This window comes from Psychrobium sp. MM17-31, assembly GCF_022347785.1.
GTDB lineage: Bacteria > Pseudomonadota > Gammaproteobacteria > Enterobacterales > Psychrobiaceae > Psychrobium.
This window is the reverse complement of record NZ_JAKRGA010000005.1, coordinates 286,847-300,626: the sequence shown is the minus strand read 5'-3', so window position 1 is coordinate 300,626 and position 13,780 is coordinate 286,847. Positions and strand designations below refer to the sequence as shown.

Sequence of the window (13,780 nt, the reverse complement as noted above, 5' to 3'; positions counted from 1 at the left end):
GTGTTGGCAGTTTAGAAACTGTAAACAAAATGATATTCGTGTATGCCGTCTTCATAATAATCTGACAGGCAACCGACGTAATCGAAACCAGCATCCTGCAGCGGCTTGTGAATTAAAGGCAAATTTGACGGAAAGGTCAAGTATATTTTTCGAGCACCTTGTTCTTTAGCGGCGTCGATGCCAGTTTGTACGTCGACCGCAGTAAAGTTTCGTTTAGCAAAGAGTTTTTTAGTTTCTTTAACTTCCCACCGAAAAGAATAAGAGCCATCTGTCTCAGCAATTTCATATAATCCGCAAAATTGGATATTAGGGCGTTCTTCGATGATCTTTTTTCCTTGAGCTTCCGATTCCACATTTTGAGATTTATTAGAAAAATCAAAACTCAATATGTGCTGGCTTTCGCCTTCTTCGTAAAAATCTCTATTGATAACTTCTTCGGTAAAACCAAATGAGCGATAGGCATGAAAGGCATTTTCGTATAGTTTTTTACCGTCTTCACAATAGTCAGACACTTTTACAAATAGCTTACGAGCTGACTTTTCTCGTAGTTTATCGGTTAATTGTTGCAGTAACTGCCTGCCTAGCCCTTGTCGTTGATAATCCGGTGATAAATAGGTCCACGATAACCAGTAACTATTGTCGCTAGCCTCTATAGCTCTGTAGCCAGTTACACCTATAATTTTTTCACCGAGTTCTAAAACGAATTGATTTTCGATACCGTCACTCTGATAATCATCTTCAGCAGCTGTTGCATCGTCTTCGTCGTGGGCATCTATGATTTTTAATACTGTTACTAGATCGCTCATGTACATCGGGCGTAATGTCGTCATAACAAATCCTTTTACTGTTTTTTAAATACCGCAAATTGAATGGTTGCAAATAAGCCACCGACAATCAAACCACCTAAATGGGCGAAGTTTGCATATTTACCCATCAACTCACTAAAACCAAGTGGAATCATTAAAAGTAACAATCCAATCAAAAGAGGATCGACTTTGAACTCTTCGTCTTTCGTTAATTGAAATCCAATTAACAAGTAGCCTAATAAAGCGTAGTTAACCCCCGAAAGTCCGCCAAATTCAGGGCCTGTTACTAGCCATTGACTTAGGTTCGAAGTTGCAGCACTAACAACAAAAAGTAACAGCAAAAACCATTGGTTATAGCGCTTAAGCCTTTGGCATAAAATCCACCATACTGCGAGATTAGTAATGAGATGTAGTGGTGTGTAATGAATGAAGCTAGGAGTTACAAGCTGCCAACTGGAGGAAAACGAGAACTGTTGTTGCATAAACCATAGTGAAATAGCGTCGAGCCCATTTTGCCAAAAAGCAGCATAGACCACGCCACAAACAATCATGACCAATATTGTTAAAGGTTGTTTTTTACATTTACTAATCAAGGCATTAGGGCTTAATGATGGCAAATCAAGTTCTCGATTCTAACGTTATGCTGACAAAATACACCAATTGATTATGTTTTTAAATTAACTGCTCTTTCAAAACAGCTGTTTACATTTTGAATTTATGGCGTACACTTGTGCGCTGAATTCAGCTAACAAGTGTACTCTTAAAATGTTATCTCGAACTATCAATAAATTGAGCCAATGGTTTTTACACCATCAAAGCTTGGCGGCATATTTTGAACCTGTTGTGCAGAAATGGTTACCAGCATGGCGCTCTGATACCTATAGAGCGCAAGTTATCGAGGTTGACCACTCGCGCGCCAACTGCAGTTTACTGACTCTTTCGGTGCCTCGAACATGGCCGATTCATCGTGCTGGTCAGCATATTCAATTGACGATTGAAGCGAACGGTCGTTTGCTCAACCGAACTTTTACCGTTGCTATCTCGCCTAATGAAGCTAAGAAAAATCGCCAAATTACGTTATTAATTAAGCGTCATCAATTTGGACAATTTACTCAGCCACTAGAGCATGTTGCTGTTGTTGGTCAGTGGCTTTCAATCTCGAAGCCAACTGGTGAATTTGTTTTTGAAAGCGATGAGTTGCCTGTCACTATGATCGCCGCAGGTTCTGGCATTACACCGATTATTGCAATGTTATCGCAGCATCTCGCAAGCTATTCACAGCCCGTGCATTTGCGTTATATCGCATCACATGACCAACACTTCTTCGTCGAACAGCTTTCTGCGCTTGCGCAAGAATACGCTCACTTCTCACTAGAGCTATGCAATCGCCAGCAACACGAAGTCACGCCGTTGTTTGTCGATGAGCAACCGCGAGATGTTTATTGCTGTGGTCCTGCCGAGTTAATGAAAAAAGTACGTTCGCAAGCTAACGCATTGGGCTTTTCATATTTCGAAGAGCAATTCTCGGTGTTGCCTGAAATTAGCGAGCAGCAGCAAGACTTTGCGGTGCAATACAACCGTCAAAAACTCACAGTCTCTAATCAAGCAAACTTATTGAGTGAACTAGAGCGTCTGCAGCAATCTGTTATTCGCGGTTGTGGCATGGGCGTTTGTCACCAGTGCCAATGCGTGAAAAAGAGTGGTGTGGTGAAAGACATGCGTACTGGCCAGCTATCTGGTGCAGGTGAACAACTAATTCAGCTGTGTGTGTCGCAGCCGATGAGTGATTTGGAGTTAACGCAATGAGCGAAATAGATTACAAAGCTTTTGAAACGGCTATTGATGGCATAAAACAACGCACTATGGCTAAGGTGGGATCGCATGATGCGGCCTATATTCGCAAAGTGATTCGTCGTCAGCGCTATTGCGAATGGAGCGGCCGCTTATTGCTAATGACGGTATTTATTCATCCCGCATTGTGGGTTGTCGGTGTTTTGTTATTAGCGTTGGCTAAAATATTAGAAAACATGGAAATTGGCCACAACGTGATGCACGGTCAATACGACTGGATGAACGACAAGCACATTAACTCGAAATCTTATGAATGGGATATTGCGTGTGATGGTGCTAGTTGGAATAGAGTGCATAACTACGAGCACCATACTTACACTAATGTGATAGGTAAAGATCGCGACTTTGGTTACGGTTTGTTGCGTTTATCGAGTGATTTTAGATGGCGAGTTAAGAATCTGTGGCAGTTTATTACTTACTTTAATCTAAGCGTATTATTTCAGTGGGGCGTGTCTTATCACGAGCTCGCTGGCGAACGTGTATTCTTTGGCAAGAAAAAAGACAACCGTCGCGATTGCGTTAATCACGGTGAGTTAAAGCGCCGTTTCTTTAGCAAAGGCGCACGTCAGTTGATTAAGGACTACGTAATTTTTCCAGCGATTGCCGGACCCATGTTCTTGTGGGTAATTGCGGGTAATGCCATTGCTAACTCACTTCGCAATTTGTGGACATCAACTATTATCTTTTGTGGTCATTTCACCGAACATGTTCATACGTTTACGTCTGAATCGATCGAAAATGAAAGTTTGGGCCATTGGTATTATCGCCAAGGGTTGGGCTCGTCGAATATTCAAGGGAAACACTGGTTTCACGTGTTGACGGGACATTTGAGTTTTCAGATCGAGCATCACTTATTTCCTGACATGCCATCATCGCGTTATCAGGAAGTTGCGCCACAGGTGCAGACTGTTTTTAAGGAGTTTGGTATTCCCTACAACACCGGAAGTTTTTGGACGCAGTATAGCGGGGTAGTAAAGCGAATTTTGCGTTACTCGTTGCCTGATAAGAAGCAAGTAACTACGGTTTAAATCATGGGCCTAGATTTCGAAATATGTTACGTAAATTCGCCGTGAAAACATCCGTGTTGGCTTAATTTTTCATCCCTGAAAAATAAGATTTACTCCACATACATCGAAATCTAGCTAATAAGGTGGATACGAAAAGAGCATCAAATTTGATGCTCTTTTCATTTATCTAGCTTTACACTTCTCAATCAGCGCTTGTTTCTCGGCGGCTGATAAATAAGCCTGTTTTAATCCATTTTGTTGTAGCGTTAATAGCTCTTGCTCCGTTAAACCAATAGCTTTCGCTGCTACCGTGTATTCGTGGGCTATTTCAATATCGCTCACGCCTGGATCGTCGGTGTTGAGCGATACATTAATGCCATGAGCTAAGAATTTTTTAATCGGGTGAGTTTGGTAATCGCTGACCGTGCTGGTTTGTACGTTACTGGTTGGGCAAGACTCGATACCGATTTGGTGCTCAGCTAAGTAATCCATTAATTTGGGATCGTGAATCGCTTTCACGCCGTGACCAATGCGAGATGCACCTAACTCTTGTATCGCATACCAGATGGCTTCGCTGCCTGCTGCTTCACCTGCGTGTGCTGTGATATTAAATCCAGCGTCACGGGCTTGTTTGAACTGGCCAACGAATAATTCGCTAGGAAACCCTAACTCATCGCCTGCTAAATCAACGGCAACAATGTTATCGCGTTGGCTGGCAATAGCGTCTAATTCAACTTGGCAGGCATCAACACCGAAAGTGCGAGATAAGATACCGATTAGGTTAGTGCGCACGCCGAATTTTTCTTGGCCCGCTTTTACGCCATCGACCACAGCCTCTACAACACCTTGTGCTGGTAATTTATGACTCATCGCCATATAACCCGGACTAAAACGCAGCTCAGCGTAATCAAGACCAGCGTTAAAGGCATCTTCAACATTTTCAAAAGCGATACGGCGGGCTGCGTCTAAATCGCCAATCACACCCACCATCCAATCGAGTTTCGCTAAGAAGGCGACTAGTGAAGGTTCTTTTTCAACAATCTGCACATGAGGTTTTAAATCGATAAGGTTATCGGCAGGAAGCGCTACGTTGAATTGACGGCCAAGCTCCAAAATGGTCTGCAATCTCACATTGCCATCGAGATGACGGTGAATATCTGTCAGTGGAATGTTTCTATTGATCATTGCAGGCACCTTTTTGTTTTAATTTTTTCTTATCATAACAACAATTTTGCGTCCTTGTTTTACATAGGCATTAAACCTTTGCGCTAGCTCACAGGGTATATCCGCTGGTACGATGATTTCAAAGCCACATCCTTGATATAGCGCGGTTAAATGTTCAAATGCGAAGGTGAAAACGATGCTTTGGCTTTCGCATAGGGTATTTACCAATTGTGATGCAGTTCCCTGCCCGCGAACGCTTTGTGCAACATGAACACCTGTAAGTAGCCAATGGCTGTCAATTGGAGACAATCTTGCTACGCCAACAATGTGGTTTTCTTGATTTTTAGCGATCACAACTTGCTGGTTTTTCGAAGCCCGATTATTACTGCCCTGCGCTTGATAATATTTATTAACGAGGGGAAATTTAATTGGCTCTAAATGATGATATGTAATTGATGGCATCGTTAGTTTTATAGGTTGGTAACTTAAACATGATGCCACAATTATGTTGAAGACGCTGCCTAATGGCATTTCGCTGCGTTATTCGTCGCTCGCCTATGACTGCATGGATGCAGGAATTAGAGCGACTCAGGAGACAAAGCCGAGGTAAACTAGGCGTCGCTCCTCATGCCTTGCGAAACAGTCTTGTCAATTACACAAAATTCATCCTCGAAAGTTCAACAGACCCTAATAATCTGCCGTGCTGGCACAACACAGCATGACATTCTCTTGGGCGGGTTTAACACCGTCACAACTTGACGTTGAACCGTCGCTTTTCATTACACCGCGACATTGCGGATTAGTGGTTATTGGCCAGCTCTTATAGAGATCTTGGCATAATCCCAACGCACTAATATCTCTGCGGGCGCTATCCCAATTAAAAGTCACTGATTTACTGGTGAGGTAATTGTCGAACACATCAAAGGCACTGGCGTTTCCGGCCAAAGTAGCACCAGTATAGTTTTGACATTTCTGTTCTAAATTACAGCTAAGAACAAATCTAAATTTGTCGCCAGAAGCAAAGGTATTAGTGGAAAAGGGATCTTCTTTAATCGTTTCAACCAATGCTAACTCTTTGTATCCCATATAGTCTTGGCAGGTGAATTTACTGGTATCAATAATTTGCTGGCGATGCTCCTCGGCGGTGTAAGCGAAGTTGCCATTACCTGTGCCGACGCCAACTTTACTAAAGCGCTCAATCAGAAATTGTCCTGATTTTAATACGATTTCGGTTTCAACCGTACCGCCTTCTAGCGCGACTTCTTTCTCTAAAATCGCAGACTTATTGTTAGCATTGGTCACTTTAGCGCTGATCTTAATGCTGCCTGTGGCATTTTGTGGAATGTCGGCATAAAAAATAGATGGCTGTTCCAATATTGATGGGTGTTATCGATATTCACATCTTTAGTGACCTTTCCATTAGGCGTGGTGAATTCGTAATGAATATCTAATGCAACTGTTGAAAAATCGCTATGAGCCACGTGATAACCTGATTTTGCGAAGTAATAAATGTATACGCCGCGTCCGGGAACATATTTATTGACCTCTTCTCCAGACGCTGGCTGGCAGCCATTGTTACAAACCACTGCGCCCACGTTATAGCTAATTTGTGGCTCAATGTCGGCGACGGCTTTGACGGGGACTATTTTCTCTAATTTAGCTTTGGTGTCATCGTTTGCTGTTAACGTCAGTACTAATTTATATTCACCTTCATTGGCGAGTTGATGCTCAAAGCGGCCATTTTGATTGTTAAGAGTGTCGATTACCGCGTCATCAAAGTAAATATCCAGTTGATAGTCTTTAATCGTTGGGTTTTGGTTAACAGGATACTCACCATCTTTGTCTTTGGTGGCATAAGAACCACTGGCGTCAAAGCTTGCAGTCACTTGTTGATGGAGGTTGTCATCTACTTTTAGGTTGGGAACTAGCACGGCCTTTGAAAACTCGTTGACGACTATGCTGGTTTTAAAATCAAACTTATTTGAATTGTCGTCGGTGATTTTAAGTTCGATGTCGACGTCGCCTGCTTCGTGTAAGGTAATAATCTTCTTTTTACCCGCTAGGCCAATGCCTGCATATTTCTCGATACGTGACGACGGATATTTTACCTGCCACTCGAAATTAAAATTGGTGTAGGAAACACTACGCGCGAGTTCTGCTTCGATAGTGACAGTAGTTTGACCAACTTTGAATTCCGAATATTGCGTTTGAGTAACCTGAATATTGGCGTTTAGCGTTGCTGGTGGTTCAGGAGCAGGCTGTGGATCGCTACCGCCGCCTCCACCGCCACTGGCGATAATAGTGAGCATACCTAACAGATAGATGGCGCTAAGCGCCGCAATTTTTAACGCTTTCATGACAGTTTCCAGTGTATTTTTGATAGAAATAGACAACAAGCCCACCACAGATGACGGCGAGCAAGTCGAGATGGGTGTATGTGCCTTGATTAAAGTAATTGATAAGTAAATTGTTAGTTGGCGCGGAAGAAATGAGTTGCAGCAGTTCAAAGGTGCTGCCGATTAATACCCAAGACTCGCACGTTAATACGGCGTTACGAAGAGTATTTTTAACGAGACTTAACGTTAGGAAACAAAAGGCTGCACAGTGAATAAAAGTTGGTAGCGCGTTAATTAAGGCGCTGATGGCAGTCGAGTTGAATTGGGTTGTTTGGCATAGCGACGTATTGTTTAACGGCACTAAAAAGAGTGCATTACAACCGCGAATTTGGCTGTAAAAAATGATGCCAACAATCATTAGCAAGCAGGCTAACAACAAGGGTTTTATTCTTACTGCATTTAACATCCAACAACATCACAGGTGATTAGATCGAATGTTAACTATAGTTCAAAACTGGAAAATTGAAGGGAAACCTAGAGGTTAATATTCCCCGCCAGTAGGCTGACGGGGAAAGCGTTTTTAACGCATTGTCACGAATTCTTCACCGGACGTTGGGTGAATAGCTACAGTGCGATCGAAATCTGCTTTCGTTGCGCCCATCTTGATGGCAACGGCAAAGCCTTGGATGATTTCATCACAGTTAAAGCCGATGCAGTGTAGGCCGACTACTTTTTCGTCGTCACCAGCACAAACTAGCTTCATGCGAGTTGGTTGACGGTGTTGAGTTACCGCGCTGTACATCGCAGTAAATTGTGAGTTGTACACCTTAACGTTTTCCGCACCGTATTTAGCGTTGGCATCGGCTTCGCTTAAACCGATAGTACCGATTGGTGGGTGACTAAATACCACGGTAGCAATGTCGCTGTAATCTAGATGAGCATCGTCTTGACCGCCGAATAAACGCTCGGCTAAGTGACGACCAGCAGCAACGGCTACGGGAGTTAATTCAACCTTACCACACACATCGCCAAGGGCGTAAATGCCGTCAACGTTAGTGTTTTCATATTTGTCTGACGGAATGTAACCGCGCTCATCGGTTGCAACGCCAGCCGCTTCAAGATTGAGGTTTTCGGTTACTGGACGACGACCAATTGCCCATACAAGACAATCAACTTCGATGCTCTCGCCACTTTCTAGATTTAGCGTTAATGAACCATCGTCATTTTTGGTGACCGATCTTGGTGTGCTTTGTGTATGCAGAGTTGGGCCTTCAGCTGCCATCACTTCAACTAGTGTATCGCTTAGCATGTCATCGAATGCGCGAAGTGGCTTGTCGCGGCGTACTAATAAGTGAGTTTCGCTGCCTAGTGCATGCATCACACCTGCTAATTCGACGGCGATATAGCCTGCACCAACTACCGCAACGCGTTTTGGTAGCTCTTGCAAGGCGAAGAAACCGTTTGAATCGATACCGTATTCAGCACCTGGAATGTCAGGTGTTACTGGCGTGCCGCCAACGGCGATGGTGATGTGTTTTGCGCGATATTGTTTGCCATCAACTTCGACAGTATTTTTGTCGACGAAGCGAGCGTAACCGTTGATTACAGTGACGTTGTTATTACCTAACACGCGATCGTAAGAGGCGTGGATACGACTGATATAAGCTTCACGCTCTTTGATAAGTTGCGACCAGTTAAAACCTTCGCGCTTAAATTCGAAACCGTAGTCTGGTGCGTAAGTTAGCGCTTCGGCGATATGACCGGCGTACCACATAACTTTTTTAGGAACACAACCGACGTTAACACAGGTGCCGCCCATCGCTTTCGCTTCAATAATGGCACACTTAGCGCCGCGCATTGAGGCGCGGTTCGCGCTGGCAATGCCGCCACTGCCGCCGCCAATCGAGATATAATCAAATTCTTCAATCATGAGTTGTTCCTATTTAGACGTGTTGGCTCAGTATAACGAGATCCACAATTATTTCGAGCAAGACTTTTCGATGCTGATGATAGACCCTAGCTATCGACGATTTCTTTCAACAACGCCTTGAATAACAGCTCGTTTATCCCCATTCTAGTTAGCAGTCAAAAATAAAAAGGGCAGCATCATGAGCGACGCTACGCAATCACTACAAGACAATCCATTGTTTACCATGACGGGCTTACCACCGTTTAGTCAGATCAAACCTGAGCATGTAGAGCCAGCGGTGACAGAAGCGATTAAATTGTGTCGCGAGAGTATTGAAAGCGTTTTAGCCAATGATGCGCCATTCACGTGGGACAACTTGGTTGCGCCATTGGAAGAATCTGACGATAAGTTAAATCGCATTTTCTCACCAGTAAGCCACCTTAACGGTGTGCTAAACAGTGAAGAGTTACGCCAAGCCTATGAAGCCTGTTTACCGAAACTCAGTGAATACAGCACCTGGGTTGGTCAAAATGCAGATTTATATAAAGCCTACCAACAAGTGGCTGATAGTGAAGGCTTTAAAGAACTGACCGATGTTCAACAAAAAGTCATTAATGATGCCCTGCGCGACTTTAAGTTGTCGGGTATCGCGTTGGCACCAGAGCAACAAAAGCGCTACGGCGAAATTAGCATGCGCTTGTCAGAGCTTGGCTCGAATTTTAGCAACAACGTGTTAGATGCTACCGCAGGTTGGACTAAATTAATTACCGATGAAGCGCAATTAGCTGGTTTACCGCAAAGCGCTATCGATGCAGCGAAAGCTGCGGCACAAGAAAAAGAGCAAGATGGTTGGTTATTCACCTTAGATTTCCCAAGCTACTTACCTGTTTTAACTTACGCTGATGATGCCAGCTTCCGCGAAGAAATGTACACCGCCTTTAGCACTCGAGCATCGGATCAAGGACCAAACGCAGGCGAGTGGGATAATAGCGAGATCATCAACGAAACCTTAGCGCTGCGTCATGAGCTTGCTCAGTTATTAGATTTCGATAGCTTTGCCGATAAATCACTGGCCACTAAGATGGCGGAAAATCCTGCTCAAGTAGTAGATTTCTTAGAAGACTTAGCCGCTAAGTCAAAACCACAAGCACAGCGCGATCTCGATGAATTGCGCGCCTTTGCCAAAGAACATTACAACGCTGAAAACCTGCAAGTATGGGATATGGCGTATTATGGCGAAAAGCTAAAACAGCACACCTACGCTATTAGCGATGAAGAATTACGTCCTTATTTTCCAGAAGATAAAGCGGTAGCGGGTCTGTTTGAAGTGGTTAATCGTCTTTACGGCCTAACTATTACCGAGCAACCAGGTGCCGACGTGTGGCACAAAGACGTTAAGTACTACAACATTAGCGATCGCTATGGCGAACATCGCGGTAGCTTCTATTTTGATTTATACGCCCGTGCCAACAAGCGCGGCGGTGCGTGGATGGCAGACTGTTTAGATCGCCGCGTTAAGGCTGATGGTCAGTTACAAGATCCGGTGGCATTTTTAACCTGTAACTTCAATAAACCTGTTGGCGACAAGCCTGCGCTATTTACCCATGATGAGTTAGTGACCTTATTCCACGAATTTGGCCACGGCTTGCACCATATGCTAACTAAAATCGATATCTCAGCGGTATCAGGTATTAGTGGTGTGCCTTGGGATGCAGTTGAATTACCGAGTCAGTTCTTAGAGAACTGGTGCTGGCAAGAAGAGGCGTTGGCCTTTATTTCAGGTCATTATGAAACTGGTGAGCCACTGCCAAAAGAGATGTTAGATAAACTGTTAGCGGCGCGTAATTACCACAGCGCGATGCAAATGATTCGTCAGCTTGAATTTTCATTATTCGATTTCAAATTGCACCTTAACTACGATCCACAAGTCGGTGCCCGCGTTGGCGAAGTACTCGACGAAGTGCGTCAGCAATATTCAGTGGTTATTCCGCCGAGCTTTAACCGTTTCCAACACGGTTTCTCACACATCTTTGCTGGGGGCTATGCGGCGGGCTATTACAGCTACAAGTGGGCAGAAGTGCTGTCAGCAGATGCTTTCTCGCGCTTCGAAGACGAGGGCATTTTTAACCGTGAAACGGGTATTTCGTTCTTAGAAAGCATTCTTGAGCAAGGCGGCTCACAAGAGCCGATGGCTTTATTTAAAAACTTTATGGGACGCGAACCACAGGTCGATGCATTGCTGCGTCACAGCGGAATTGAGGCAGCCTAATGAATAACATCGTAGAGCCAACGGGCGACGCTAAAGTCGAGCATTTCGAAGCCATCATTAGCCGTGCTGTCGAACGTAAGGGCGGCGAAGATGCGTTAGCAAGTCTGGTGTACCAGCCATTACCGAAAAACGAAATCGCCAAGATAACCGCCGATCGCGTGTTGTCGCAAATGACTAAGTCGATATTTCAGTCGGGTTTTGTGTGGCGCGTTGTTGAAGCTAAATGGCCTGATTTTGAAGAACATTTTTTCAATTTTAATCTCGAAAAAATCTTGATGATGCCGGATGAAATGGTAGAGCGTAAGGCCACTGATCCTAAGATTATTCGTAATCTTAAGAAAGTGACGACTATTCGCGAAAACGCGCTGCTCATTAGCGATCTAGAGCGTGAACATGGCCCTATCGGTGAGTTTATCGCTAACTGGCCAGAAGACGACATCATAGGTTTGTGCGATCTATTTAAACGTCGTGGCGCTCGTCTTGGCGGTTTCACCGGCTACAACGTATTGCGTGCGTTAGGTAAAGACACTTTTAGATTATCGTCAGATGTTGAAAATTATATGCGTGCTCGCGGCGTGATTACTGGTGGTTTACAAACCAAATCTAGCCTCAAAGCAATTCAAAAGCAGTTTAACGAATGGCACGCACAATGTGGCTTATCACTTACAGAAATGAGCATGATTTTGGCATATAGCGTTGGTGATAACCGCGTTGGATTTAGTCAATAATGGCCACGCTTGATATTGCCGTTGTTGCGGATAATGAGTCGCTTGTAGAGCGCGCACAAGAACTTGCGGCGCGCTGGGGACTGGCGACGCAAACGCAAGAACATCATCAATTTCAATTGCAGTTAACGGCAGAGCGCCTACAGCTTATTAAGCTCGATGAACCAAAGCTCGGCGCTGTCTATGTCGACTTTGTTGAAGGTGCTGTCGCTCATCGCCGAAAATTTGGTGGCGGTCGTGGCCAGCTAATTGCCAAAGCCTGTGGCTTAAAATCTGGCGCTAATCCGACGGTACTCGATGCTACAGCAGGTTTAGGACGTGATGCTTTCGTGTTGGCGAGTTTAGGTTGTCACGTCACTATGTTCGAACGTTCACCCGTAGTGGCAGCATTGCTGGATGATGGTCTGCAAAGGGGTTATCAAGACGCAGAAATTGGCGAATGGTTATCGCAGCGCTTAACCTTAGAGCACAACAATTCGTTAGACGGTTTAGCCAAACTGACCGACAGTCATGACGTGGTATATCTCGATCCTATGTTCCCGCATCGCAAGAAATCGGCGCAGGTTAAAAAGGAAATGCGCGTATTCCAAAGTTTAGTGGGGGCGGATCCAGATGCCGATGGTTTATTAGCCTTAGCTATTAATGCTGCAACTAAGCGAGTGGTAGTAAAACGCCCAAGTTATGCCGACTATCTCAACGATAAAAAGCCCAGCATGCAGCTGGACTCTAAGGCAAATCGCTTCGATGTTTATGTGCAATCGGCTATGGTGTAATTCAAAGCTAATATAGATTGAATTAGCTGTTTTCGTAGCAGGTGTTTCCAATTATTTTTGCTGTTGCTGTTGCTGTTGCTGTTGCTGTTGCTGTTGCTGTTGCTGTTGCTGTTGCTGTTGCTGTTGCTGTTGCTGTTTGGACACATGATGTTCCTTTAGCACTGTTGATCTGATTTTGGCTTCATTAGTCTTTTTCGTATTAGTCATGGCAATTAAATGTGGGGTGATGGATATCTCGTCTTCCCATAATTTCGCTTTAACTGACGCTAGTGCCTGTAATGCAGATTGAATTGCTGTTTGATTGATCTCTGATGTCATGGGAATCAAATTGGTTATATCCTTTGAGTCTATACCAATAACGTCAACTGATATTCCACCTGACAAATTTCCTTTCTCGGCTTCTGCCCCTATCGCAATGATACTGCCTAAGTTTACTCCTTTTTTAGTGGTCTCGACCTCAGCTTTAATTCTAATGCCGACGCCAACGCGTCCGTTACCAATGAACTTATTAGATTCGTCAAAGATAGCTTCTACTCGGTATTTCATGTAGTCCATTACGATTAAATAGCTTCCTTTTTCTCTAGATAGCGTAGCTGTTAAATAGCTAACATTACCCTTGTTATTCGTTTGAGAAACAGATATTTGTGACGATTGAATCGGAAGTAACTCTCTTTTTGCTTTAACGTTGCTTATAGACTCCCAGTGAATATCCTTCTCCGCCCCTATAGTAGAATCATAAATTGAAACTAACGTATCTTGAATAGGATCTATTGTTCTATATCCTTCATATTTTTCGTCGTCAATTGCATCTGATGAATCATCAGGGGTTGTCGTAATACAACCTGATAACAGTATAGCGGCGACTATCGTTGGTACGTATTTCACTGTTAAGCTATTCATGGTCCTTTCCTCATTTCTAGATGATTAGCAAGTTCTATAG

The 13,780-nt window shown here is 44.0% G+C and carries 14 protein-coding genes; 5 read left to right on the top strand and 9 right to left on the bottom strand.

Going from position 1 to position 13,780, the window contains the following annotated elements; translation table 11 throughout:
• Nucleotides 1–11 precede the first annotated feature (11 nt).
• A complete protein-coding gene (locus tag MHM98_RS16090; protein WP_239440386.1) occupies nt 12–830 on the bottom strand; it encodes a GNAT family N-acetyltransferase in 819 nt (272 codons plus the stop codon).
• 11 nt (nt 831–841) lie between these two features.
• A complete protein-coding gene (locus MHM98_RS16085; protein WP_239440385.1) occupies nt 842–1,423 on the bottom strand; it encodes a rhomboid family intramembrane serine protease in 582 nt (193 codons plus the stop codon).
• A 148-nt stretch (nt 1,424–1,571) separates the two neighbouring features.
• Here MHM98_RS16085 and MHM98_RS16080 point away from each other — a divergent pair, with 148 nt between their 5' ends.
• Both MHM98_RS16080 and MHM98_RS16075 read left to right on the top strand, forming a co-directional pair.
• On the top strand, nt 1,572–2,612 hold the full coding sequence (locus MHM98_RS16080) for an FAD-binding oxidoreductase (protein ID WP_239440384.1): 1,041 nt from the start codon (nt 1,572–1,574) through the stop codon (nt 2,610–2,612).
• The gene (locus MHM98_RS16075) at nt 2,609–3,685 is read left to right on the top strand and encodes an acyl-CoA desaturase (protein ID WP_239440383.1); all 1,077 of its coding nucleotides are present in this window, start codon (nt 2,609–2,611) and stop codon (nt 3,683–3,685) included. Before MHM98_RS16080 ends, MHM98_RS16075 begins: the two co-directional genes overlap by 4 nt.
• Nucleotides 3,686–3,847: 162 nt before the next feature.
• Here the strand turns inward: MHM98_RS16075 and add are convergent, their stop codons facing one another.
• From add to gorA, 6 genes are all read right to left on the bottom strand, one after another.
• Nucleotides 3,848–4,849: an adenosine deaminase gene (add, locus tag MHM98_RS16070; protein ID WP_239440382.1), complete on the bottom strand. Its 1,002-nt coding sequence runs from the start codon at nt 4,847–4,849 to the stop codon at nt 3,848–3,850.
• An 18-nt stretch (nt 4,850–4,867) separates the two neighbouring features.
• On the bottom strand, nt 4,868–5,290 hold the full coding sequence (locus MHM98_RS16065) for a GNAT family N-acetyltransferase (protein ID WP_239440381.1): 423 nt from the start codon (nt 5,288–5,290) through the stop codon (nt 4,868–4,870).
• 225 nt (nt 5,291–5,515) lie between these two features.
• Nucleotides 5,516–6,130, bottom strand: coding sequence for a hypothetical protein (locus MHM98_RS16060; RefSeq protein WP_239440380.1), 615 nt, complete (start codon nt 6,128–6,130; stop codon nt 5,516–5,518).
• A complete protein-coding gene (locus MHM98_RS16055) occupies nt 6,127–7,185 on the bottom strand; it encodes a hypothetical protein (RefSeq protein ID WP_239440379.1) in 1,059 nt (352 codons plus the stop codon). Before MHM98_RS16055 ends, MHM98_RS16060 begins: the two co-directional genes overlap by 4 nt.
• A complete protein-coding gene (locus MHM98_RS16050) occupies nt 7,157–7,630 on the bottom strand; it encodes a hypothetical protein (protein ID WP_239440378.1) in 474 nt (157 codons plus the stop codon). Before MHM98_RS16050 ends, MHM98_RS16055 begins: the two co-directional genes overlap by 29 nt.
• A gap of 114 nt (nt 7,631–7,744) precedes the next feature.
• A complete protein-coding gene (gene gorA / locus MHM98_RS16045) occupies nt 7,745–9,094 on the bottom strand; it encodes a glutathione-disulfide reductase (protein ID WP_239440377.1) in 1,350 nt (449 codons plus the stop codon).
• A gap of 178 nt (nt 9,095–9,272) precedes the next feature.
• Here gorA and prlC point away from each other — a divergent pair, with 178 nt between their 5' ends.
• The 3 genes from prlC to MHM98_RS16030 are packed head-to-tail and all read left to right on the top strand — an operon-like array spanning nt 9,273 to nt 12,840.
• The gene (gene prlC / locus MHM98_RS16040) at nt 9,273–11,342 is read left to right on the top strand and encodes an oligopeptidase A (protein ID WP_239440376.1); all 2,070 of its coding nucleotides are present in this window, start codon (nt 9,273–9,275) and stop codon (nt 11,340–11,342) included.
• The gene (locus MHM98_RS16035; protein ID WP_239440375.1) at nt 11,342–12,070 is read left to right on the top strand and encodes a DNA-3-methyladenine glycosylase I; all 729 of its coding nucleotides are present in this window, start codon (nt 11,342–11,344) and stop codon (nt 12,068–12,070) included. The genes prlC and MHM98_RS16035 overlap by 1 nt, the downstream gene beginning before the upstream one ends.
• On the top strand, nt 12,070–12,840 hold the full coding sequence (locus MHM98_RS16030; RefSeq protein ID WP_275441639.1) for a class I SAM-dependent methyltransferase: 771 nt from the start codon (nt 12,070–12,072) through the stop codon (nt 12,838–12,840). The genes MHM98_RS16035 and MHM98_RS16030 overlap by 1 nt, the downstream gene beginning before the upstream one ends.
• Before the next feature lie 51 nt (nt 12,841–12,891).
• Here the strand turns inward: MHM98_RS16030 and MHM98_RS16025 are convergent, their stop codons facing one another.
• Complete coding sequence (locus MHM98_RS16025; protein ID WP_239440374.1) at nt 12,892–13,740, bottom strand: hypothetical protein; 849 nt, start codon at nt 13,738–13,740, stop codon at nt 12,892–12,894.
• Nucleotides 13,741–13,780 lie beyond the last annotated feature (40 nt).

Bases quoted from the DNA above. Each gene is read 5' to 3' on its own strand.
- MHM98_RS16090 (WP_239440386.1), bottom strand. From the start codon at position 830: ATGACGACATTACGCCCGATGTACATGAGCGATCTAGTAACAGTATTA.
- MHM98_RS16080 (WP_239440384.1), top strand. From the start codon at position 1,572: ATGTTATCTCGAACTATCAATAAATTGAGCCAATGGTTTTTACACCAT.
- MHM98_RS16075 (WP_239440383.1), top strand. From the start codon at position 2,609: ATGAGCGAAATAGATTACAAAGCTTTTGAAACGGCTATTGATGGCATA.
- add (WP_239440382.1), bottom strand. From the start codon at position 4,849: ATGATCAATAGAAACATTCCACTGACAGATATTCACCGTCATCTCGAT.
- MHM98_RS16065 (WP_239440381.1), bottom strand. From the start codon at position 5,290: ATGCCATCAATTACATATCATCATTTAGAGCCAATTAAATTTCCCCTC.
- MHM98_RS16055 (WP_239440379.1), bottom strand. From the start codon at position 7,185: ATGAAAGCGTTAAAAATTGCGGCGCTTAGCGCCATCTATCTGTTAGGT.
- MHM98_RS16050 (WP_239440378.1), bottom strand. From the start codon at position 7,630: ATGTTAAATGCAGTAAGAATAAAACCCTTGTTGTTAGCCTGCTTGCTA.
- gorA (WP_239440377.1), bottom strand. From the start codon at position 9,094: ATGATTGAAGAATTTGATTATATCTCGATTGGCGGCGGCAGTGGCGGC.
- prlC (WP_239440376.1), top strand. From the start codon at position 9,273: ATGAGCGACGCTACGCAATCACTACAAGACAATCCATTGTTTACCATG.
- MHM98_RS16035 (WP_239440375.1), top strand. From the start codon at position 11,342: ATGAATAACATCGTAGAGCCAACGGGCGACGCTAAAGTCGAGCATTTC.
- MHM98_RS16030 (WP_275441639.1), top strand. From the start codon at position 12,070: ATGGCCACGCTTGATATTGCCGTTGTTGCGGATAATGAGTCGCTTGTA.
- MHM98_RS16025 (WP_239440374.1), bottom strand. From the start codon at position 13,740: ATGAATAGCTTAACAGTGAAATACGTACCAACGATAGTCGCCGCTATA.